A 21,256-nucleotide genomic window follows, 5' to 3' on the forward strand; every position below is an offset into this window, starting at 1 on the left:
GGCCCCGGGTCCACCGGCGCGGCCAGGACCGCCGTTCCACGCCGACCTACCCGGCCGGCCGGCAAGTGTCGTCTCTCGCCCCTTTGGAGCTGACGTCGTAGACGACTCACCCTGCAGCCGCGGGATGGCGTCCTGCTCCGGGTGCGTTCCCGGTCGCGCCAACGGCAGGAAACGCACCCGACCGGGGCGAGCGCCCTGCCGGGCTTGAATCGCCTGCGCCATCAGCTCCAAAGGCGGCGCCGAGCATGTTCTCGCCGCGGAAGGCCGGGTGGACCGGGGCGGCGACCGCGCCGGTCAGAGCCGGTTGGCGCGGGCGTGCAGGAGGTCGTGGACCTGCGCGATGTCGCGAGGGGAGGTACGCGCGGCGAGCCAGTACATCAAGCCGGTCGGGATGAAGAAGAGCTGGAACACGGCCAGCCCGACGGCGTAGTTCAGCGGCGGCGGGAAGACCGCCCGCAGCCCGTGGAAGACCACCCCGACCAGGCCGTTGCCGGCCGCCCGGCCGACCCCGTTGACCAGGTTGCCAAGGCTGTAGACGGTGCCCCGGTGCTCGGGCGGGTTGACGTCGGCGATCAGCGCGAACCAGTTCGGCGAGTTGGCCGAGGTGAGGGCGAGCGCCAGCACGGCGGTCAACAGGCTCAGCCCGACCGTCGGCTCGGTGACCACGCTGGCCAGCACCGCGGCGATCACCGCACCAGAGCTGCCGCCCTCCGGCACGTCGATCCGGATCGGCACCAGGAACAGGACCAGGTAGAACGGCACGGCCGCGAGGATGCCCACCGCCGCGACCAGGGCCCGGCCGCTCGGCGTACGCCGCTGGAGCGCGTCGCCGGCCAGCCCGCCGAAGATGGAGAACACCCCGCCGAGCTGGAACAGCGTGGCGAACACGCTGCCCACCACCACGGCGGTGGCCGGCGAGTAGCCCTGCGCCTCGGCCCGCTGGGCGAAGAGCACCGGCAGCCAGACCAGCGAGCCGAACGCCGCCTGCGCGGTCAGCCCCTGCAGGATCAGCCAGCGGTTGGTCCGTCGGGCCAGGATCCGGGGCAGGTCGGCCCGACTGATCCGGTGGTCGTACTCGTCGCCGGTGTCGAACGCTGCGGCCAGCTCCGGCTCGCTCTGCCCGCGCCGGATGTCGTACGTGAACAGGTAGGCCACGGTGGCGACCAGGCCGAGCACGGTGAGCAGCAGGAACGGCCGCCGCCAGTCGGTGGCGCCGAGGATGCCGCCGGTGAGGGTGCCGGCGAGTGTGCCCACGCCCTGCGACAGCCCCCAGAAGCTCATCACGAGGCCCCGACGGCGGGGCGAGATCAGGTCGGTGACCACCGAGAAGCCGACCGAGCCGACCGCGCCCAACCCGATCGCGGCGACCAGCTGGGCGACCAGGAACGTCGAATAGTGCTGGGCGAGGGCGCTGCCGCCGGTACCGGCCGCCCAGATCAGCGTGCCGATCATGAGCAGCGGCTTGCGGTTGGTCCGGTCGCCCACGTACGCCCAGCCCACCGCGGCGACCGCGCTGACCAGGAAGCTCACCGCGGTGACCAGGCCGAGCAGGCGCTGCGGCACGCCCAGCGCGCCGGAGATTGGCCCGTACAGCGGGGGCACCAGCCCGATCGCCACGTTGTCCAGCGAGGCGAGCACCACGAACACCACCACGCTGTAGAACCGGTGGGCCGCGCTGCCGCGCCGGGAGATCGCCGTGCCGCTCATTCCCCGCAGCCAACCAGGCACAGATCACGACCGGATGACGAACCCCCCATCGTCAGAGGTAACCACCGATTTCGACCGGCACGGCGCCGGCCGAAGCCGTCCCGGCGCGCAGCGCGTACAGCTCCGCCAGCGTGGCACCCTGCGGCGGGACACCCGCCGAGGCACCGAGCCACTCGGTCGCCTCCGCGTACGACAGTGGGCCGACCTCGATCCGGGCCAGGCAGCGACCCGGCCGGACGACCGCCGGATGCAGCCGGGACAGGTCCTCGTTCGTGGTGATCGCCACCAACACGTCCCGTCCCTGCCCGAGCAGCCCGTCCGTCAGGTTCAGCAGCCGAGACAGCGCCTGCCCGGCCGCCTGCTTGGCCTCGCCGCGGATCAACTCGTCGCAGTCCTCCAGGATCAGCAGCCGCCAGCGGCGGCCCGTACCGCCCTCCTCGTCGTCCTCGTCGCCCACCGCGATGTCGGAGAGATAGGCCGCGTCGTTGAAGAGGACGTCCGGATCGAGGACGGCGTCCACCTGGCACCAGTCGCGCCACTGACGAGCCAGCGCACGCAGCGCGGTGGTCTTGCCCGTGCCGGGAGCGCCGTGCAGCAGCACCAGCCGCCCCGCGACGGCCTCCGGGGTGGCTGCCATCAGCGCGTCCAGGGCGGTACGCGCCGCCGTGGCGTAGTTGCGACGGATCGCGCTCCACTCCGGCGCGACGATCGACCGGAGGTCCCGCCGCGCACCCCGGCGCGGGTCGTGGTGCCAGAAGCCGATCCGTCCGGTGTCGGGATCCTCGGGCTCGGCGGCGCCCTCGATGATCCGCTCCAGGGCCGCCTGCCCGACCTCGTCGTTCACCGCGGTCACGGTCACCTCGGCGTCCCGCCCGTTCCAGGTGACCACCCGGGCCGTCCAGCCCTCGCCGTCGAGCAGCCGGTACCGCCGCCGGTGCTCGACGGCGGTGCGCAGGACCCGCGCGTCGGCGGGAGTCAACGTGGCATCGGCGCGGAGCCGGGACAGCCGGACCGTCCGCGCCCAGGGATGCCGACCGGTGACGAAGTCCGCCAGCGACAGCGCGTCGACCACGTCGCAAGGGGTGTCGGCGTCGTCGTACTGGAGGACCGAGGGCAGGTGGCTGTCAGCCGGGGCGGTACGCATCCCTGGATCATCGCCAGCGTCCGCCCCGGCCGTACAGCCCTTTACGCCGAGGCCTTGTCGAGGCGGTCGACGAACAGCTCCCGGGCCTGGGCATAGCGCCCCCGAATGGCCGGCACGCCGTCTGACGCGTACTCCTCGGTGTCGCCGACCGCCCATGTCGGTGGCGCCGCGCCACCGAGGGCGACCCAGGCGGCCTGGCGGGCGGCGCCGTCGGCGACGTACTCCCCGGGCGGCGGCACGACCACCGGCCGGCCGAAGACCTGCGGGGCGATCTGCCGCACCGCCGCCGAGCGGGCGCCGCCGCCGACCAAAATGATCCGGCGTACGGCGGCGCCCTGCGCGGTCAGCGCGTCGAGCCCGTCGGCCAGCGCGCAGAGCATGCCCTCGACGGCGGCTCGGGCCAGGTGGGCCGGGGTCGAGCTGCCCAGGGTGAGGCCGTGCAGCGACCCGGTGGCGGTGGGCCGGTCCGGGGTCCGCTCCCCCTCCAGGTAGGGGACCATGACCAGCCCGTCCGCGCCGGGCGGGGCGGCCAGGGCCAGCTCGCTCAGCTCGTCGAGGCCGACCCGGAGCAGCGCTGCGGCGGCGTCCAGCACCCGGGCCGCGTTGAGCGTGCAGACCAGCGGCAGGAAGCGGCCGGTGGCGTCCGCGAAGCCGGCCACCGCGCCGCTGGCATCGGCGGCGGGAGTGTCGGCCACCGCGAAGACCGTGCCGGAGGTGCCGATCGAGACGACCACGTCGCCGGGACCGGCCCCCACCCCGAGCGCGGCGGCGGCGTTGTCCCCGGTGCCGGGCCCGAGCAGCACCCGGCCGTCGGGCCCGGCACCGGGCCCGGCGCCGGGCCCGGCGCCGGGTGCCGCGCCGGTGAGCGCCGCCGGATCCAGCAGCCCCGCCGGCTGCGCCGGGCCGAGCACCACGGGCACCCGGACCCGCCGCCCGAAGGCGCGTTCCAGCAGGTCGAACCGGTATTCGCCGGTCCGCGGCGACCAGTAGCCGGTGCCGCTGGCATCGCCCCGGTCGGTACGCAGCGCGTCCAGGCCGGGGGCACCGGCCAGCCGCCAGGTGAGCCAGTCGTGCGGCAGACAGACCGCCGCCACCCGGTCCGCGTTCGCCGGCTCGTGCCGGGCCAGCCAGCGCAGCTTGGTCGCGGTGAAGCTGGCCACCGGCACGCTGCCCGTCGCCTCGGCCCAGAAGCGCCGGCCGGCCTCGCCACCGCCCGCCTCGGCGATCAGGTCCCGCGCGGCGTCGGCGGAGCGGGTGTCGTTCCACAGCAGCGCCGGGCGAACCACCTGCCCCGCCTCGTCCAGGCAGACCATGCCGTGCTGCTGGCCACCCACGGTGACGGCGGCGACGTCGGCCAGCCCGCCGGCCGCGTCGACGGCCGCCAGCAGGGCATTCCACCAGGCGTACGGGTCGACCTCGGTGCCCTCGGGATGCGGCGCGCGACCCTGCCGGACCAGCGTGCCGGTCTCCGCGTCCCGGACCACCACCTTGCAGGACTGGGTGGACGAGTCCACCCCGGCGACGAGCGGCATGGCGGCCCGCCTCAGCGCGCGCCGAGCAGGTGCTCGACGGCGAGCTGGTTGAGCCGTACGAAGCCGTAGCCCTTCGCCCCGGCCGCCTCCGGGTCGAACTCCTCGAACGCGGCGCGGTCGGCGAGCAGGTCTGCGTAGCTCTCGCCGGGGCTCAACGTCGGCGTGCCCAGCTCGGCGACCTGGCTGGCCGCGAGGGCCTCGGCCACCTCCGGGTCGGCCCGGAACGCCGCGGCCCGCTCCTTGAGCAGGAGGTAGGTGCGCATGTTCGCCTCCGCCGACGCCCACACGCCGGTGATGTCCTCGGTGCGGGAGGGCTTGTAGTCGAAGTGCCGCGGCCCGTCGTACGCGGGACCACCGTTCGGGCCGCCGTGCTCCAACAGGTCGACCAGGGCGAACGAGTTGAGCAGGTCGCCGTGGCCGAAGACCAGATCCTGGTCGTACTTGATGCCGCGCTGGCCGTTGAGGTCGAGGTGGAACAGCTTGCCCTGCCAGAGCGCCTGGGCGATGCCGTGGGCGTAGTTGAGCCCGGCCATCTGCTCGTGGCCGACCTCGGGGTTGAGGCCGACCAGCTCGGGGTGGGCCAGGGTGGAGATGAACGCCAGCGCGTGCCCGATGGTGGGCAGCAGGATGTCGCCGCGCGGCTCGTTCGGCTTGGGCTCGATGGCGAAGCGCAGGTCGTAGCCCTGATCGACGACGTACTGGCAGAGCAGGTCGACGCCCTCCCGGTAGCGGTCCAGCGCGGCGCGGATGTCCTTGGCCACGTCGTACTCGGCGCCCTCCCGGCCGCCCCACATCACGAAGGTGCGGGCACCCAACTCGGCGGCGAGGTCGACGTTGCGCAGCACCTTGCGCAGTGCGTACCGGCGCACGGACCGGTCGTTGCTGGTGAAGCCGCCGTCCTTGAACACCGGGTGGGTGAAGAGGTTGGTGGTGACCATCGGCACGACCAGGCCGGTCTCGTCGAGCGCCTTACGGAACCGGGTCACGTGGGCGTCCCGGGTGGCGGCGTCCGCGCCGAAGGGGATCAGGTCGTCGTCGTGGAAGGTGATCCCGTACGCGCCGAGCTCGGCGAGCCGGTGCACCGCCTCCACCGCGTCCAGCTCGGGGCGGGTGGCGTCACCGAACGGGTCACGGGCCTGCCAGCCCACCGTCCATAGACCGAAGGAGAACTTGTCGGCGGGGGTGGGACGGGGCGCCATGGCAAACCTCCGAGGGTGTCGACCGCAATTTGTTCAGCGATTGAATTAAATGAGGGCGGTGTGGCATTGTCAAGAGGTGATCAGTGCCAGCCCCACCGGGGCGGTCCGGCAGGGCAGCCTCCGCGAGCTCAACCTCGCGGTGGTGCTCCGGCGGATCGCCGCCGCCGACCGACCGCCCTCCCGGGCCGATCTCGCCGCGGGCACCGGGCTGACCCGGGCCACCGTCTCCGCGGTCGTCGACGACCTGATCGCCGGCCGGCTGGTCGCCGAGGCGGCGCCCGCGCCGCGTACCGGGGCCGGACGGCCGGCCCGCGGCCTGGTACTGGCCACCGACGGCCCGGCCGGGCTCGGCCTCGAGGTCAACGTCGACTACCTGGCCGCCTGCGTGGTCGACCTGAGCGGCGCGGTCCGTCACCACCTGGTGCGCCGCGCCGACCTGCGCCCGCTCTCCCCCGCTGCCGCCCTGGACCGGCTCGCCGGGCTCGCCGCCGAGGCCCGCGCCGCAGCCGTACGCGACGGGCTGACCCTCGCCGGCACGGCGCTCGCCGTGCCGGGCCTGGTCGGCGACGGCGGCCTGGTCCGGCTCGCCCCCAACCTGGGCTGGCGGGACGTGGACGTCCCCCGGCTGCTGGCCGGGCACCCGCTCGCCGAACCGGTCGACGGGATTCCCCCGCTGGTGGTCGACAACGAGGCGAACCTGGCCGCCCTCGGCGAGCTGCACGCCGGCCCCCCGGGCACCGCCAGCTTCCTGCACATCTCCGGCGAGATCGGCATCGGCGCCGGGATCGTGCTGGACGGCACGCTCTACCGGGGCACCCGTGGCTGGAGCGGCGAGATCGGCCACCTCCCGGTGCAGCCGCAGGGACGGCCCTGCCGCTGCGGCGGCCAGGGCTGCCTTGAGCAGTACGCGGGCCAGGAGGCCATCCTGGCCGCCGCCGGGCTGGCCGACGCGGATCTGCCCGCCGACACCGCAGCCGCCCGGCTGGCGGACCTCGCCGAGGCCGGCGACCCGGCCACCCTGGCCGCCCTGGCGGACGCCGGCACCGCCCTCGGAGTGGCCGTGGCAGGGGTGGTGAACCTGCTGGACCTGGACACTGTCGTGCTCGGCGGCGGATACGCACCGCTCGCCCCGTGGCTCTCCCCGCCGGTGCTCGCCGAGGTCTCCCGGCGGGTGCTCACCGCGGCCTGGGCCTCGGTTACGGTACGCCCGGCGGCGCTCGGCGCGCGGTCCGCAGCGGTCGGCGGGGCCGCCTCGGTGGTCCGCCGCATCGTCGACCGACCGGTCGCCTGGCTGGCCCGAGCCGGCTGATCCGTTCCGACATGGGTAGCGATGGGTGGCAGCCCAGCTGGTCGACACGCCGGGGAGAGTCCAGCCTGGGCGTCACCGATCACGCGGCGGCGGCGCGGCCGAGGTCAGGCGGTACGCGCTACCGGGGGCTCGTCGGTCGGCGGGATCCTCCCTGGCTCGGCCGGCGGGTCGCCGATCAGGCCGCCCGCAGGCTGGAGCACCGACAGGCGCTCCGCGGCGGCGGCAGCACCGCGCGCGACCTCGTCGAACTCGCACATCCCGTGCAGCAGCGCGGCCCGGCCCTCCGTGCTCATCCCGGTCAAGATCTGGTCCAGCCGGTGCCGGCGGTCCGCCCGCAGCTCACTGAGGAGCCGGGTCGCCGCCGGGGTGAGGTGCAGGGAGATCTCCCGCCGGTCGTACCGGCCCGGCTCCCGCTCCAGCATCCCCGCCGCCACAAGCCGGTCGCAGAGCCGGCTGGCCGAGGAGAGCAGCATGTCGGTCAGCGTGGCGAGGCGGCGGAGGTTGATCCCGTCGTACTGCTCGACGACCATGACCGCACGCAGCTGAGCGCTGGAGAGCCGGCTCGTCGTCCGCTCCCGGGCCGCCTCCCAGACAGCCAGCAGGGTTCCCGCCGCCTCGTCCAGTGCGGCGGCCATACTCGCATCAGGTCCGTGCGGACCGCGTTCTTCGGCCATGGTGCGCCCGAGATTACCGGGGCTCAGTACGCGCCGCGGCTGCGGATCACCGCGCCGAAGGTCTTCCAGAGGATGGTCAGGTCGGCGGCGAGCGACCAGTTCTCCACGTAGTAGAGGTCGAGCCGGATGCCGTCCTCCCAGCTCAGGTCGGATCGGCCGCTGATCTGCCAGAGGCCGGTCATGCCGGGCTTCACCAGCAGGCGGCGGGCCACGTCCCCGTCGTACCGGGCCACCTCGGAGGGGAGCGGCGGACGGGGACCGACCAGGCTCATCTGGCCGAGCAGCACGTTGGCGAGCTGGGGCAGCTCGTCCAGGGACCACTTGCGCAGCAGCTTGCCGACCCGGGTCACCCGAGGGTCGTCGCGCATCTTGAACATCAGGCCGTCGGTCTCGTTGCGCGAGGCCAGCTCGGCAAGCAGGGCGTCCGCGTTGACCACCATGGTGCGGAACTTGAAGACCCCGAACTCCTCGCCACCCTGGCCGACCCGGACCTGCCGGAACAGCACCGGCCCCCGGCTGTCCAGCTTGATGGCGAGCGCGATCACCACGAGCAGGGGCAGCAGCAGGAGCAGCGCCACCAGCGACAGCGAACGGTCGACCAGGCCCTTGACCAGCTTCCGCGCGCCCCGGAACTCGGGCGCCTCCACGTGGATCAGCGGCAGGCCGGCGACCGGTCGGGTGTGGATGCGCGGACCGGCGACGTCGGTCAACGTGGGGGCCACCACCAGGTCGATTCCGGTGCCCTCCAGTTGCCAGCCGAGCCGCCGCAGCCGGGTCGCGGTCAGCTCGCCGGAGGCGGTGACCGCCACGGTGTCCGCGCCGATCGCGGTGGCCGCCTCCGGGATGCCCCGGAACGAGCCGACCACCGGCACGTCGCCCAGCCGCTGCGGCACCGGCGCGAGCAGCGCGTCCGGAATGCAGGCGCCAACCACCTGGTAGCCGGCGTACGGCTCGCGGCGCAGGGTGTGCACCAGCTCCAGGACGTGCGCGGTGTCACCGACCACCAGCACCTTGCGGGACCAGCCGGCGCCTCGGTTGCGGGCCCGGTGCAGCCACTTGCGGGCGGCGAACCGGGCCACCTCCAGGCCCACCGTGCCGACCGCGAAGGAGATGGCCAGGAAACCCCGGGAGACCCCTACCTCGGCGATGTACCCGGCGATGGCGATAGCGCCGGCCAGCCGCAGGCTCGCCGCGCTGACCCGCCGATATTCGTCGGCGCCGTAGCCGAGCACCCGGTCGTCGTAGCAACGCAACACCCGCAGCGAGATCAGCCAGGCGAGCAGCAGCGCGGGTGCGACCACCACGTACGGGATCGCCGAGCCGCTCGGCTGTTCGTCGCCGAAGCGGGCGATGTAGCCGACCAGGATGGCGACCGCCAGCACAGCGGTGTCCAGCACCACCAGGGCTCGGATGTACGCCCGTTCGGCGGCGCGCGTCGGCCCGGAACGGTCGCCGCCCGGCGGCGTCGCCGCCCGGCTGGGAGTCAACAGCGTCGCCGAGGTCACCGGCTCTCCCCACTTTGCTCAGGCCGCCCCCGCACCGCACGCCCCCGATCGGGGGCCGACGGCCCGGAGCTCCCGGACATCATGCCTTGACAGTCATGGACACCGACAGCTTCCGACGCATTGTCGTCACATTCCCGGTTCAGGCGCGGCGCCGGGAGGCGTTCCGCCGCAACGGATCCCCCGGGCACGGCGGTACGTGTTCGCTGGGTGGCGAGTCAGCGGGACGCCGGCGGCCGCAGCGCGATCGCCTGCAGGAAGATCTCACCGATCTTGGTCGGGTCGGCGGTGACGAACGGTCGACCGCCGGTGATCGCCGTGATCGGCTCGAGCTCCGCCTTGCTCACGTCGTTCCCGATACCAATGATGATCACCTGAATTGGCTGCTCCGGGTCGCGCAGCTTCTTCAGTTGGGCGAGCAGTTCCTTGTGGGTGATGCCGTTGTCGTCCTCGTTCTTGCCGTCGGTGAAGAGCACGATCGAGTTGACCTTGCCCGGTTCCCAGTCCTCCTGGACCTTCTTGTAGGCCGCCAGCATCGTGTCGTAGAGGCCGGTGTTGCCGTTCGACGGCTTGACTGAGGCGAGGCCCTGCCGCAACGCGTTGCGGTTGCTCGACAGCGGCTTGATCGGCACGATCTGCCGGTAGTCCAGCGGTCCGTCCAGGTTGGTGGAGAAGGTCCACAACCCGATCGACCAGGAGTCATCGAAGAGTTGGAGGCCCTGGTTCGCCGCCGCGACGGTGACCTGCAACCGGGTGGCGCCGTTGGCGGCCGCCACCTTGCTCCTCATCGAGCCGGAGACGTCGATGACGGCGAGCATCCGGCCGGACTGGGTGACGACCGACCAGGTGCTGGTGGCCTTCTCGATGGTGGCCGGGTCCAGGCCGGCCGTGCCGCCCTGGCCGACCGGCGCCGACGTTCCGCCGCTCGCCGGGCTCGGCGCCCCGTGCGGGGCCTGGAAACCCTCACCCCAGCTGCCGTCGGGCCCGCGCAACGACTGCGTGGCGAGCCGGTTGCGGAAGTGCGCGGTGCTCAGCGCCTCGAAGAGCACCTTCGCGGCCGACGCCTTGACCGGCTCGATCCCCGGCAGGACCGCGAACGGGTAGTCGAGCGGCATCGGCGCCGGGTCCAGGTAGAGCGCGGCCAGCGGGACCGGCGGCTTGGTGCTGTTGTACGCCAGCACGTCCTCTTCGGACAGCGCCGCGGCACTCAACCCGGCGGCGATGGCCGACGGGTCGGACGAGCGCGGGAAGCGCGCCAGGAGGTCCTGCCGCAGCGAGGAACGGTTCGTCGCCAACTGCCGCAGCGCCCCGATCGTCGCCTCCTGCGCCTGCGGCGACCCGGCACGGCCGGTGCCGCTGGCCGCGGCGCTCAGCGCGAGCAGCCCGGACAGGCCGGCCGCGTCCTGGGTCGGCTCGACGATGCCCGCGCGCAGCGGCTTGCTGCTGGTGACCTGCCGCAGCAGGTCGGTCCAGGTCAGTTTCTTGTCTGGCCAGCCGAACCGGGTGGCCACCGGCTCGGGCATGGCGAGCACCACCGGGCTACGGGCGATCGAGGCACTGTTGGCCGGGGCGAAGGCGGTGGCGCCGCCACTCTTGAGCCGCAGCAGCCAGGTGGACGAGTCCGGCACCCAGACGTCCGGCGTCACCGTGGTGCCGCTGGCCTGCCCGACGCCGGAGAGGGTGACACCATGCTTGCTCGCCACCGCGGCCGCCACGTCGACCGGCTCGGCGGCGGTGACGGTCACCGCGACGCAGGTCTTGTCAACCGCTGCCCCGTCGGCGACCCACTTGTCGGCCGTCGCCTTGATGGCTGGCTGAATCTCCGGGGCGGCCGTGACGGACAGCTCGATCCGCCCGGAGCAGGACGACCCCGCCAACTTTCGGTAACCGACCCAGGAGCCGGCTACGACGAGCACGAGCGCGGTGGCCGCCGCTGCGGCACCTGCTCCTCGAAGGCGTGAACGCATGCGATGGCGGCCAGACACGGTGACCATCCTGCGGATCCGGTGGGGTTACTGCCACAACCGTTCGGACGAAAGTTACGTGGCGGCAACCCGTGACCAGCAAACTCTTACGCTGAGTGAGCGCCAGGTAGTTGCGGGGTGATATCTCTCCATGGGGGCTCGCCGCCCCGCCTCACGGCCGTACGCAGGTCGGGCTCGCCACCGCCACCGGCTCACCCGCCGGCTCCGGCATTCCGGTGTCGGGGTCCACCCGGAAGACCCTGATCATGTCGGCCCGCTCGTCGGCCACGTAGAGGTGACCGCCCACCAGGGCGAAGTGTCGCGGCCACTCACCACCGGTGTCGACCTCGGCCACCAGCTCGGGCACCGCGCCGGCCAGCACGAAGACGGCCACCGTGCCCACCCCACGGTTGGCCACGTAGAGAAAGCGGCCGTCCGGCCCGACCGCGACCTCGGAGGGCTGGACGTGCCCGACCCGCCCGCTCGTGTCCACCCGGATCCGCTGGCGGAGCCCGTTGGCGGTCAGGTCGTACCCGGTGACCGTCCCGTCCAGCTCGCCGACCAGCCAGCAGCGGCGGCCGTCGGGATGGCGGGCCAGGTGCCGGGGCCCGGCGCCGGCCGGCGTACGCAGCCGAGGGGCACGCGGCACCAGCCGGCCGGAGGCCGCGTCGAGGTCGTACCGGTAGACCGAGTCGGTGCCCAGGTCGACGGCGAGCAACGGCCCGCCGTCCGGATCGGGCGAGACCATGTGGCAGTGCGGCCGGTCCTGCCGCTGCGGGTCGGCACCGTGCCCCTCGTGCCGGACCAGGTCGCTGCGCTCTCCCGGCACGCCGTCGCCGTCGAGCGGGAACACGGCCACGCTGCCGCCGCCGTAGTTCGCCACGACGAGGTGCCGCCCGTCCGGGGCGACCGCCAGGTGGCAGGGCTCGGCCCCGCCGGTCGGGCGGACGCCGAGCGGGTCGAGACCGCCGTCCGGGGCCACCCGGAACGCGCTGACCTGCCCCTCGGGCAGCTCGTTGACCGCGTACAGCACGGGCGCGCCCGGGTGCCGGACCAGGAACGACGGCGACGGGGTGACCGCCACCGTGCCGAGCGGGATCAACTCCCCCGACGCCGGATCGCGGCGGGCCGCGACGATGCCCTCGGCCCGCCCGCCCGCCTCCGCCGTGTAGCCACCGATGTGGACGATCGTGTCCGGTGCGCGCACCGGTCCCCCCTTTCGCCGAGTCCTCCGTCGATCCAATCAGAGCCGCCCCTGGCCGCCGGCCGGTTGGCCGGCTTTCCGCGGGATCGGCTGTCGCGGACGGGCCCGCCGCACCCGAACGGGTCAGCCCACCGGCACCGGCTCACCGCGCTGCCGGGCGACGTGCTCGACCAGCTCGATCAGCACCAGCTTGCCGGACTGCCGGTCCCGGGCGTCGCAGAGCACCAGCGGCACGTCCGGGTCCAGGTCCAACGCGTCGCGTACCGCGGCCAGGCTGAACCACCGGGCCCCGTCGAAACAGTTCACCCCCACCACGAACGGGATGCCGCGCTGCTCGAAGTAGTCGATCGAGGGGAAGCTGTCGGCCAGCCGACGGGTGTCGGCGAGCACCACCGCGCCGAGGGCGCCGAAGGCCAACTCGTCCCAGAGGAACCAGAACCGGTCCTGGCCGGGGGTGCCGAAGAGGTAGACCTGCAGATCCTCGTTGATGGTGATCCGGCCGAAGTCCATCGCGACCGTGGTGGTGGACTTCCCCTCCACCCCGAAGAGGTCGTCGGTCCCGACGCCGGCCCCGGTCAGCACCTCCTCGGTCTGCAACGGCCGGACCTCGCTCAACGCGCTCACCAGCGTCGTCTTGCCGGCCCCGAAGCCGCCCGCGATGAGGATCTTCAGAGCCAACGGGACCGGCGCCGGGGCCGCCTGCCGGTCAAAGCGCACGGAGTCCACTGACCACCGCCTTGAGGATGTTGTCGTCGGGCAGGTGCACGGCGGCCGGCGGTTGGTGCACCGTTACGAGCCCGCGTGCGATCAGGTCGCCGAGGAGCACGCGGACCACGCCGACGGCGAGGTCCAAGCCGGCGGCGAGGTCGGCCAGGACGGCGGGCGTGCGGGCCAACTCCACCAGGCGCCGGTGTTCCGGCTGGAGACCCGGCAGGCCGGCCGCGTCGGTCGCCGGGGTGGCCAGCACGAACGCCACCAGGTCGAAGCCGTCGACCGGCGGCCGCACCCGCCCGCCGGTGAGGGTGTACGGACGGACGACCGGGCCGGCGGCGGCGTCCAGCCACTCGTGCTGCGGGCCCGGCGACTCAGTCCGCATCGGCGCCACCCGACACGGCGCGGGCCGGGCCGATCAGGTACTCCCCGACCCGGATCACCAGCATCGCCATCTCGTACGCCACCAGACCGATGTCGGCGTCGGCGTCGCTCACCACCGCCAGGCAGGCGCCCTGTCCGGCCGCCGTGACGAACAGGTACGCGGATTCCATCTCCACCACGGTCTGGCGGACCGCACCGCCGCCCAGGTGCCGGGTGGCGCCCTTGGCCAGACCCGAGAAGCCGGAGGCCAGGGCGCAGAGGTGCTCCGCGTCGCTACGGTCCAGCTCGGCGGAGGCGCCGAGGAGGAGGCCGTCGGCCGAGAGCACCACCGCCTCGCGGGCGGCCGGTACCCGCTCCACCAGGTCGTCGAGCAACCAGTCGAGATCGGCATTCTGCCGCGTCGTGTGCACCACTAGGCGTCCCTCTCAGTTGCGGTCGGGGGTTCCGAAGCCGGCGCCGGCGGCCCGGGCTCTGTGGCCTCCGGGAGCCGGTCGCCGGTGGCGCGGGCACCGTCCCGGCGGCCCAGGGCGGTGCCGGCCTGAAGGGCGGACATGGCCCGCCGGGCCTCCTCGGGCGGCCGGTGCGCCGGGGTGTCGGCGACGACCGGACGGGCGCGATTCGCCGGTCCGCGCCGGCGGATCCGGCGGGGCAGGCCGTCGCCGTCGGCGGGCGGCTCGACCGAGGAGGTGCGGCCGGCGGGCAGCGGCACCACCGCCCCGGGTCGTTCCCGGGTGGGCCGGGTGGTGCGCGGCCGGGGCGCCGTGGTCAGCCGGGTCACCTTGGCCAACCGTCGCTCGTCGGGACCGCTCGGATTGGCACCCGGGCCGATCGGCGGCTCCTCCGTCACCAGGTCGGCCGGCAGGAGCACGGTGGCCGTCGTACCGGCCGGGGTGGCCAACCGCAACTCGACCCGGACGCCGTGCCGGGCGGCCAGCCGGGCGACCACGAACAGGCCCAGCCGGGCGCTCTCGGTCGGATCGAACTCCGGGGCGCGGGACAGCTGGCGGTTGGCGTCCGCCAGGGTCTGGGGCGACATGCCCAGCCCGTGGTCGGTGATCTCGATGGCGTACCCGCCGGGCACGCTGCGCCCGGTCACGTCCACCCGGGTGCCGGGCGGGGAGAAAGCGGTGGCGTTCTCGATCAGCTCGGCGAGCAGGTGGATCACGTCGCCGACGGCCCGGCCGAGCACCCCGGCCGGCTGTATCTGCCCCACGTCGACCCGGTCGTACGACTCCACCTCGGAGATCGCGCCGCGCACCACGTCGACCGCGGCGACCGGGCTGCGCCAGCCCCTGCCGGGGGCCGCGCCGGCGAGAATGACCAGGTCCTCGGCGTGCCGCCGGAGCCGGGTGGCGAGGTGGTCGACCTGGAACAGCCCGGCCAGCTCGTCCGGGTCCTCGGTCCGCCGCTCCAGCCGGTCCAGCAGTGCCAACTGCCGGTGCACCAGCCCCTGGCTGCGCCGGGCGATGTTGAGGAAGACCTCGTTGAGGCCGCGGCGCAGGGTGACCTCGTCGACGGCGGCCTGCACGGCAGTGCGGCGTACGTCGTTGAAGGCCCGCGCCACCTGGCCGATCTCGTCGCTGCCGTGGTCCAGCTCCGGCGCCTCCCGGGCGACGTCCACGTCCTCGCCGCGCCGCAGCCGGGCGACCACGTCGGGCAGCCGGTGCTCGGCCATGTCCAGCGCGGCGGTGCGGACCCCGGTCAGCCGGCGGACCAGCGACCGGCCGACCCGCAGGGCCACCAGCAGGCAGAAGACGATCGCGAGCAGGCCGAGCACCCCGGCTGCGCCGAGCCGGACCAGGATGCCCACCGCCATCGGCACGGACCGCTCGGCCAGGTCGTCGGCGCCGCGCAGCTCGAAGTCCCGCAGCTCCTGCCAGACCGCCGCCTGGCTGGACTCCCAGGCCCGTACGTCGAGGTCGACGGGCAGGTCCCGGCTACGGATCAGGGCGTCCTGGAGGGCGTGCAGCCGAACGTACGCCTCCCCCTCGATGAACCGCCGGTGTTCCGCGCGGGCCGCGTCGGGCAGGTCGGCCACCGCGGTTTCCATCAGGAAGCGCTGGTTGTCGACGGTGCGTACCAGTTGCACGTGCTCGCCCTCGGCGTACCGGCCGGCGACGAGTGCGCCGGCGAGCAGCGCGTCCGTCTGACCGAGCAGCTCTCGGGACCGGCCGAGCGCGGTCAGGGCGAGCGCCTCCCGGTTGAGCTGGTTGTCGGGCAGGGCGGCCATCGCGGAGAACGCTTGGAAGGCGGAATTGACCATGCCGCTGTAGAGCCCCATCGCCCCGGCCCGGTCGACCTTCCGGGCGTCGATGAAGCCCCGGCCGGCCGGCAGCGCGTCGAGCGCGGAGAGCAACTGGTCGAGCCGGGCGTTGAGCAGGTCGTCGGCCGCGTCGCGCAGATCCGGCCCGTCGACCCGGCGGCGCAGTTCGGCGACGGCCTGGTCGGTGCGCGTGCGCTGCTCGGCCAGGGCGGGCAGGGTGGCGTCTCCGGCGAGTTGGACCACCGAGAGCCGGCGTTCCCGTTGCAGCTCGGCCACGACCGCTTCGCCGGGCCGGCCCAGGTCGTAGAGGAGGGTACGCGCGGCGAGCAGGTTGAGGGCGGGCCCGAAGGTCAGCGAGGTGGCGAAGATCCAGAGTGCCAGCAACGCGGTCACCGGACCGATGACCAGCGCGGTCAGCTTGGCGCGGATCGGCCAGTCGCGGGTGTTCATCAGACCTCGCCCCGGAAGGTGTCGCAGGGGTGGCGCCGGCCGGAGGTTACCCGGCCACGACGCCCTGCCCCGGCTCGGGCGCCCTGGGCAGGATACGTAATCACCGGCGGTTGCACTACCGGCCGTCTCGCCCGTCGCTACCGTCCGAGAATCAGCCAGGAAAGTGCCTCGGATCGGGATTGGCGATCCCGAGGTGGAGGAATACCAGCACACGAGCACGAGGTCACGAGCCGCTGAGGAGGTCGCCGACCATGCGCCAGGAAGAGCAGGACCCGCGCGAGCCGCGGGAGGCGGAGGCCGCCGACGCCGATGGCCGGCCGGAGTACCACGACCCAGCGCCGGTGCAGACGGCGTTCGTCGGGGCAACCACGGTGGCCGACGCGGTGGCCGCCTCGGCACTGGCCAGCGGGCGGCCCGAGGACGAGCGGGACCAGCGCGACGAGGACACCGCCGAGCCGGGCGACGGGGCCCCGGGACGGACCGACCCGTTCGACGACGCGCGAGCCGATCCGACGGCCGGCGATTGGCTGCACAGCCCGGAGGGCGCCGCGGCCGAGCGTTCCGGCTCGTCACCCGAGGAAGGGTCGGCCGTCGACACGGCCGGCTACGGCGGCGCCGAGCCGGCCATGGTCGACCCGGACGCCGGCACCCGTGGCGCCGAGCGCTGACCGGCGTCCCGGCGGCATGGCCCGGCCGTTGCCGGGTACGCCAGGGGGATCACGGAACGGGACAGGAGGCAGCAGCATGACGGATCGTGACCGCGGTGGCGAGCGGCCGTTGGAGGAGACCCCCGAGGCGGCCGCGGCGGTGGACGACGACAGCACGGTGCCGCAGCTGCGTACGGGCGGCGGCGCCGACCGGGACAATCCCGTCTTCACCGAGCCCGACGGCGCGGTGCCCGACACCGGGTCACCGGACATCCTCGGTGACCCGTACGCGGCCGGGTTCGGGCCGACCGGCACCGGGACCGGGGCGACCGGCACCGGCACGGAGGGGGCCGCTGCCAACCGGCGCACCGGCGGCGAGCAGCCGTGGGATCCCGAGGACCTGGTGGCGGCCCGGGGCCAGGACCTCACCCCGGAGAACATCGAGCGGGCCCGCCGCGACCTGGCCGAGCTGGGCCGGGCGGCGATCGAGAAGACCGTCCCCTGACGGTCGCACGCCGCACGGCCGGGGGCCCCCGGCCGACCTCATCGGTCGACCGGGGGCCCGTGGGAACCCGCGCGGCGGTGCCTCACTCCCGCGGCGGCGGGTGGGCCGGCCGTCGGCTCAGGAGAGCGGCGGGTAGGCGTTCTTCATGAGCTCCTGGAACTGCGCGGAGAACCAGGCGCCCGAGATCGGCGCGTTCGCCAGGGCACCGCTCTTGCTGTTGCCGTTGCGGGCGTTACCGGTGTAGCTCGGGTCGCACATCTGGTCGAAGCCCTTGCCCTCGTTGTTCGGGATCGCCTTGCTGGAGCCGTCCGACTCGCCCGGAGGCTTCACCCAGACGTAGGCGTGGAGGCCCGGGAAGGCGGTCGGCTCCGGGTTGGCCCGGGGACGCTCGCCGAGGCCCGCACCGGCCTGGTTGCACCAGTTGCCGGCGTGGATCCGCCGGTCGATCCGGCCGCCGTCGACGTAGGCGTCGACGCTGGTCGTTGGGCCCGCGCCGGCGGGCCGGGCGGTGCCGCCCCAGCCGTTGCGGGAGGTGTCGATCAGCATGCCGATGTTGCTGTCGAAGCCGGCCGACTTCGCCTGCGCCAGGAAGCCCTGGGCAAAGGTGAACTCGTCGACGTACTGGTTCCAGTCGATCCACTTCGACTGGCGCACGGACTGGCCGTTCACGTTATCCGTGATCTTGACGTACGGCTCCTTGAGAGCCGAGTAGTTCGCCGTGTTGACGATGAAGCCGCGAACGTTGTGCACCGTGCTGCCGGAGGCGGTGGCGGCCTGCTTCAGCATCTGAACGGTCGGGTTGAGGTTGGTGTCCCAGCCGATCCAGCCGTGGTGCGCGGCGTCGACGTAGTTGTAGACGTTGCCGATCGCGCCCAGCTTGGCCAGGGCGTAGCCGACGCCGTTGACGTACGCGCCGTTGGCCTTGACCGTGTCGCACATCGCCGTGCCGCCCGCGTTGCCCGAGGTGTTGGTCACCAGGTTGGGCAGCGAGTCGATCTCGATGATGTTGACGATCCGCAGGTTCTTGTACTTCGCGTCGCTCTGGATCGCGGCGATCGCGTCGATGTACTCGGACTTGTAGCGGGGCAGGTCGTTCGGGCCCAGCTCACCGTTCGAGGCCAGCGCGGCGCAGTCGCGGCCGGGCAGGTCGTAGATGACGAACTGGATGTAGCCGGCCCCCTGGGCAAGCGCCTCGTCCAGGTGGTTACGGACGCCCATCGAGCCGTTGGAGCTGCTGTTCGGGGTGCCGTTGATGGCGGCGATCCGGTCCAGCCAGACCGCGGTCGGGTTGTTGGAGACCCGGCTGCCGCCCGTCTCGGCGTTTGCCTTGGCCTTCCACTCCGGGTTCACGTACCCCTTGACCCCGGCGTACGGGTTGTCCACCCGCGTGCCCGGCGGGGTCGTGGTGGGCGGCGCGGTGGTCGGCGGGGCCGTGGTCGGCGGCGCGGTGGTCGGCGGCGCCGTGGTCGGCGGCGCGGTGGTCGGCGGCGCCGTGGTCCCCGGGGTGCCGCCGCTGCAGACCGTGCCGTTCAGGGTGAACTGGGTCGGCTTCGGGTTGGTGCCGCTCCAGGCGCCGTTGAACCCGATGCTGGTGCTGGAGTTCTTGGCCAGCGAGCCGTTGTAGGACTCGTTCTTCGCGGTGACGTTCCGGCCGCTCTGCGACCAGATCGCCGACCAACCCTGCTGCACCTGCTGGGTGGTGTTCGGGAAGGTGAAGCCGAGCGTCCAGGAGGTGAGCGGGTCACCGAGGTTGTTGATCGTAATGTTGGCGGTGAAGCCACCCGGCCAGTCGTTGGTGGTGTAGTCCACGCTGCACTGGGTCGCGGCCTGCGCTGCGGTGACCGGAAGGGTCACCAGTCCGCCGGCGACCAGGACGCCCGCACTGGTCAGTGCGAGCGCCCGGCTCCGGCCGGACAGCCTTCTCCACAGATTCATGACACTGATCTCCTTGGGCGAGACCGGGTCGCGTACGGCCCGGCGAAAATGGGCCCTCGGGACGTCCGCCACGGACGGCCTTCGGTGCCACGGGTGTCTTCGGGGGGTGCCCGACCCGGACGGGCTTGGTGGTGGTGAAACACGACCGGCCGGCGTCGGCCGGTCGAGGAGTCGGACGTCGCCCGGTGACCCGGGTGCCCTCGACGTCTGAAGCTCGCGGTGTGGCTCCCCGAACCGCGTGCAGCGATTCTTGCATGGGAGCGCTTCCATGGCAATGCCTCGATGGAGGCGCAGCCTGCCCCGGGGGCGAACACCCCAGGCGGCACCAGTGCGGCCGGTTACCGGCAGACGGGTCGAGGCAGGTGAAGCAGCCTGCCCAGTGCGCCATAAGCCGTGTAGCACCCCTATGCCCTCAGGAGTCAACAAACTCCTAAACACGAATCTTTGCTCGGATAAGTCACGAAACGGTCTAACGTTGGCCGTAGCTCGACCGTCGTCGGGCTCAGGACAAACAGGGATGGAGTGACGCAGGTCATGGGAAAGAAGATGCTCGGGAAGGTCGTTGCGGGCGCCGCTCTCGGCGGCGCGTCCCTGCTGCTGTTCTCGCCCGGGGCGGCGAACGCGGCCGCGCACAGTGCGTATGTGGACAGCGTCACGGTTCAGCCGCAGATCGGCCTTCTTGACAACTGCCAGGACCACGGGGACTGGGGGCAGGGCGGCGGCATGACCGACGATGGGTCGGACATGGACGGCAAGGACGGCAAGGACGGCAAGGACCACGACGGCAAGGACGGCAAGGAGCGCAAGGAGGAGGAACGCAACGACTTCGACAACCGGGACCGCGACGGCAAGGAGCGCGGCCGCGAGGAGGAGCGCAACGACCGGGACAACCGGGACCGTGACGGCAAGGAGCGCGACCGCGAGCGGTGCCGGGACCACGAGTTCCGGCACGAGGAGCGGCGGGACTGCGAGAAGCGGTGCGAGGACCGCTGGGACCGCGACGACAACGGCTACCGGGACGGCCGCCGGGACGGCCGGGAGGAGTGCCGGGACGACTTCCGGGACGACCGCCGGGACGACCACCGCGACGGCCGCCGGGACGAGTGCCGGGACGACCACCGGGACGGCCGCCGGGACGAGTGCCGGGACGACCACCGGGACGGCCGCCGGGACGACTTCCGGGACGACCGGGGTCGTGACGGCAAGGACCGCGACCGCGACCGTGACCGCGACCGTGACCGTGACCGCTGCTTCCCGCGTGGCCACGTCGACGGTGGCGACGGTGGCATGAGCACCACCAGCATGAACGGCAGCATGGCCGCCAGCGGGGTGGGCGTGGTCGGCGCCGCCGCTCTGGGCGGGATGGTCCTGCTGCGCCGGCGGCGGGCCAATGAGCTCGTCTGACCGGACGGCGACACGGGCCGGCGGCCGTCACGGGAGACCGTGGCGCGCCGCCGGCGCGACCGTCATCGTCCTCCTCGCCCTGGTGGGCGTCGGCCTGATCGGCGCGTCCTTCCAGACCGTGCCGCCGCCCCGCCCGCCCCAACCGCAAGCCCAGGCCGGATCGGCCGACCCGGCCACGACCCCCGCCGACGGCCCGGTGACCGCCGACCAGGCACCCGCCGACGACGCGGCGCCGAATCCGGACACGGCCCCCGCCGCGCTGTCCCGGTCGACCCCGACCACCATTTCGATCCCCGCGATCGGCGTACACGCCGAGATCATGAGCCTGGGCCTGAACACGGACGGCAGCATCGAAATGCCTCCGCTGGCACAGGCGATGAAGGCGGGCTGGTACTCCCTCGGGGCCAGCCCCGGGGAAACCGGCAACGCGGTCATCGTCGGCCACGTCGACTCTGCCAAGCTCGGTCCGGCGGTCTTCTTCAACCTCGGCACGCTCAAGCCGGGCGACACCATCAGCGTCGCCCGGGATGACAGCTCGACCGCCACCTTCACCGTCAACGAGGTGAAGTCATACCCGAAGACGGACTTCCCCACCGACCTGGTCTACGGCTCCAGCGACAAGCCCGGCCTGCGGGTGGTCACCTGCGGCGGGGACTTCGACGAGAGCTCCAACAGCTACCTCAACAACGTCATCGCGTTCGCCACCATGACCCCGTGAGACG

General features: G+C 73.2%; 18 protein-coding genes. 5 read left to right on the forward strand and 13 right to left on the reverse strand.

What is annotated here, in order from left to right; translation table 11 throughout:
• Positions 1-294: 294 nt before the first annotated feature.
• The 4 genes from AB0C02_RS17450 to xylA are packed head-to-tail and all read right to left on the reverse strand — an operon-like array spanning position 295 to position 5,582.
• Positions 295-1,707, reverse strand: coding sequence for an MFS transporter (locus AB0C02_RS17450; RefSeq protein WP_357549166.1), 1,413 nt, complete (start codon positions 1,705-1,707; stop codon positions 295-297).
• A 52-nt stretch (positions 1,708-1,759) separates the two neighbouring features.
• On the reverse strand, positions 1,760-2,851 hold the full coding sequence (locus tag AB0C02_RS17455) for a DUF5925 domain-containing protein (RefSeq protein WP_357549167.1): 1,092 nt from the start codon (positions 2,849-2,851) through the stop codon (positions 1,760-1,762).
• Between the two features lie 41 nt (positions 2,852-2,892).
• Entirely contained in the window at positions 2,893-4,383 is a 1,491-nt protein-coding gene (gene xylB, locus AB0C02_RS17460) for a xylulokinase (RefSeq protein WP_357549168.1), read from the reverse strand.
• 11 nt (positions 4,384-4,394) lie between these two features.
• Positions 4,395-5,582, reverse strand: a complete 1,188-nt coding sequence (gene xylA, locus AB0C02_RS17465) for a xylose isomerase (protein ID WP_357549169.1) — start codon at positions 5,580-5,582, stop codon at positions 4,395-4,397.
• A gap of 49 nt (positions 5,583-5,631) precedes the next feature.
• Between xylA and AB0C02_RS17470 the strand changes: the two genes are divergently transcribed.
• Positions 5,632-6,891 carry an ROK family protein gene (locus AB0C02_RS17470; protein WP_357549170.1) on the forward strand — a complete coding sequence of 420 codons (1,260 nt, stop codon included), beginning with the start codon at positions 5,632-5,634 and terminating at the stop codon, positions 6,889-6,891.
• A gap of 104 nt (positions 6,892-6,995) precedes the next feature.
• Here the strand turns inward: AB0C02_RS17470 and AB0C02_RS17475 are convergent, their stop codons facing one another.
• The 8 genes from AB0C02_RS17475 to AB0C02_RS17510 form a co-directional block, all read right to left on the reverse strand.
• Positions 6,996-7,526: a MarR family transcriptional regulator gene (locus AB0C02_RS17475; protein ID WP_357549171.1), complete on the reverse strand. Its 531-nt coding sequence runs from the start codon at positions 7,524-7,526 to the stop codon at positions 6,996-6,998.
• Between the two features lie 62 nt (positions 7,527-7,588).
• Positions 7,589-9,070, reverse strand: coding sequence for a sugar transferase (locus AB0C02_RS17480; RefSeq protein ID WP_357549172.1), 1,482 nt, complete (start codon positions 9,068-9,070; stop codon positions 7,589-7,591).
• Between the two features lie 215 nt (positions 9,071-9,285).
• The gene (locus tag AB0C02_RS17485; protein WP_357549173.1) at positions 9,286-11,034 is read right to left on the reverse strand and encodes a substrate-binding domain-containing protein; all 1,749 of its coding nucleotides are present in this window, start codon (positions 11,032-11,034) and stop codon (positions 9,286-9,288) included.
• A gap of 169 nt (positions 11,035-11,203) precedes the next feature.
• The gene (locus AB0C02_RS17490) at positions 11,204-12,238 is read right to left on the reverse strand and encodes a lactonase family protein (protein WP_357549174.1); all 1,035 of its coding nucleotides are present in this window, start codon (positions 12,236-12,238) and stop codon (positions 11,204-11,206) included.
• 120 nt (positions 12,239-12,358) lie between these two features.
• Positions 12,359-12,961 (reverse strand): ATP/GTP-binding protein, encoded by a 603-nt coding sequence (locus AB0C02_RS17495; protein ID WP_357549175.1) that lies wholly within the window; start codon positions 12,959-12,961, stop codon positions 12,359-12,361.
• Positions 12,942-13,331 (reverse strand): DUF742 domain-containing protein, encoded by a 390-nt coding sequence (locus AB0C02_RS17500; RefSeq protein ID WP_357549176.1) that lies wholly within the window; start codon positions 13,329-13,331, stop codon positions 12,942-12,944. Before AB0C02_RS17500 ends, AB0C02_RS17495 begins: the two co-directional genes overlap by 20 nt.
• Complete coding sequence (locus AB0C02_RS17505; RefSeq protein ID WP_357549177.1) at positions 13,321-13,743, reverse strand: roadblock/LC7 domain-containing protein; 423 nt, start codon at positions 13,741-13,743, stop codon at positions 13,321-13,323. The genes AB0C02_RS17500 and AB0C02_RS17505 overlap by 11 nt, the downstream gene beginning before the upstream one ends.
• Positions 13,743-16,043: a nitrate- and nitrite sensing domain-containing protein gene (locus AB0C02_RS17510; RefSeq protein WP_357549178.1), complete on the reverse strand. Its 2,301-nt coding sequence runs from the start codon at positions 16,041-16,043 to the stop codon at positions 13,743-13,745. The genes AB0C02_RS17505 and AB0C02_RS17510 overlap by 1 nt, the downstream gene beginning before the upstream one ends.
• 251 nt (positions 16,044-16,294) lie before the next feature.
• Between AB0C02_RS17510 and AB0C02_RS17515 the strand changes: the two genes are divergently transcribed.
• The gene (locus AB0C02_RS17515) at positions 16,295-16,711 is read left to right on the forward strand and encodes a hypothetical protein (RefSeq protein WP_357549179.1); all 417 of its coding nucleotides are present in this window, start codon (positions 16,295-16,297) and stop codon (positions 16,709-16,711) included.
• 76 nt (positions 16,712-16,787) lie between these two features.
• Positions 16,788-17,195, forward strand: coding sequence for a hypothetical protein (locus tag AB0C02_RS17520; protein ID WP_357549180.1), 408 nt, complete (start codon positions 16,788-16,790; stop codon positions 17,193-17,195).
• A gap of 117 nt (positions 17,196-17,312) precedes the next feature.
• Here the strand turns inward: AB0C02_RS17520 and AB0C02_RS17525 are convergent, their stop codons facing one another.
• Positions 17,313-19,130, reverse strand: a complete 1,818-nt coding sequence (locus tag AB0C02_RS17525) for a glycoside hydrolase family 6 protein (protein WP_357549181.1) — start codon at positions 19,128-19,130, stop codon at positions 17,313-17,315.
• Between the two features lie 534 nt (positions 19,131-19,664).
• On the opposite strand from AB0C02_RS17525, the gene AB0C02_RS17530 reads away from it, so the two are divergent.
• Both AB0C02_RS17530 and AB0C02_RS17535 read left to right on the forward strand, forming a co-directional pair.
• Positions 19,665-20,534 (forward strand): hypothetical protein, encoded by an 870-nt coding sequence (locus AB0C02_RS17530; protein ID WP_357549182.1) that lies wholly within the window; start codon positions 19,665-19,667, stop codon positions 20,532-20,534.
• On the forward strand, positions 20,521-21,252 hold the full coding sequence (locus AB0C02_RS17535) for a class F sortase (RefSeq protein ID WP_357549183.1): 732 nt from the start codon (positions 20,521-20,523) through the stop codon (positions 21,250-21,252). Before AB0C02_RS17530 ends, AB0C02_RS17535 begins: the two co-directional genes overlap by 14 nt.
• Positions 21,253-21,256: the final 4 nt, after the last annotated feature.

The sequence above is a fragment of the Micromonospora sp. NPDC048999 genome (assembly GCF_040649295.1).
In the GTDB taxonomy this organism is placed as follows: domain Bacteria; phylum Actinomycetota; class Actinomycetes; order Mycobacteriales; family Micromonosporaceae; genus Micromonospora.

What these genes read in the sequence shown, in the direction of transcription:
- AB0C02_RS17470 (WP_357549170.1), top strand. Translation starts at nt 5,632, where the DNA reads ATGAGGGCGGTGTGGCATTGTCAAGAGGTGATCAGTGCCAGCCCCACC.
- AB0C02_RS17485 (WP_357549173.1), bottom strand. Translation starts at nt 11,034, where the DNA reads ATGCGTTCACGCCTTCGAGGAGCAGGTGCCGCAGCGGCGGCCACCGCG.
- AB0C02_RS17475 (WP_357549171.1), bottom strand. Translation starts at nt 7,526, where the DNA reads ATGGCCGCCGCACTGGACGAGGCGGCGGGAACCCTGCTGGCTGTCTGG.
- AB0C02_RS17450 (WP_357549166.1), bottom strand. Translation starts at nt 1,707, where the DNA reads ATGAGCGGCACGGCGATCTCCCGGCGCGGCAGCGCGGCCCACCGGTTC.
- AB0C02_RS17455 (WP_357549167.1), bottom strand. Translation starts at nt 2,851, where the DNA reads ATGCGTACCGCCCCGGCTGACAGCCACCTGCCCTCGGTCCTCCAGTAC.
- AB0C02_RS17500 (WP_357549176.1), bottom strand. Translation starts at nt 13,331, where the DNA reads ATGCGGACTGAGTCGCCGGGCCCGCAGCACGAGTGGCTGGACGCCGCC.
- xylB (WP_357549168.1), bottom strand. Translation starts at nt 4,383, where the DNA reads ATGCCGCTCGTCGCCGGGGTGGACTCGTCCACCCAGTCCTGCAAGGTG.
- xylA (WP_357549169.1), bottom strand. Translation starts at nt 5,582, where the DNA reads ATGGCGCCCCGTCCCACCCCCGCCGACAAGTTCTCCTTCGGTCTATGG.
- AB0C02_RS17525 (WP_357549181.1), bottom strand. Translation starts at nt 19,130, where the DNA reads ATGAATCTGTGGAGAAGGCTGTCCGGCCGGAGCCGGGCGCTCGCACTG.
- AB0C02_RS17530 (WP_357549182.1), top strand. Translation starts at nt 19,665, where the DNA reads ATGGGAAAGAAGATGCTCGGGAAGGTCGTTGCGGGCGCCGCTCTCGGC.
- AB0C02_RS17535 (WP_357549183.1), top strand. Translation starts at nt 20,521, where the DNA reads ATGAGCTCGTCTGACCGGACGGCGACACGGGCCGGCGGCCGTCACGGG.
- AB0C02_RS17510 (WP_357549178.1), bottom strand. Translation starts at nt 16,043, where the DNA reads ATGAACACCCGCGACTGGCCGATCCGCGCCAAGCTGACCGCGCTGGTC.
- AB0C02_RS17515 (WP_357549179.1), top strand. Translation starts at nt 16,295, where the DNA reads ATGCGCCAGGAAGAGCAGGACCCGCGCGAGCCGCGGGAGGCGGAGGCC.
- AB0C02_RS17520 (WP_357549180.1), top strand. Translation starts at nt 16,788, where the DNA reads ATGACGGATCGTGACCGCGGTGGCGAGCGGCCGTTGGAGGAGACCCCC.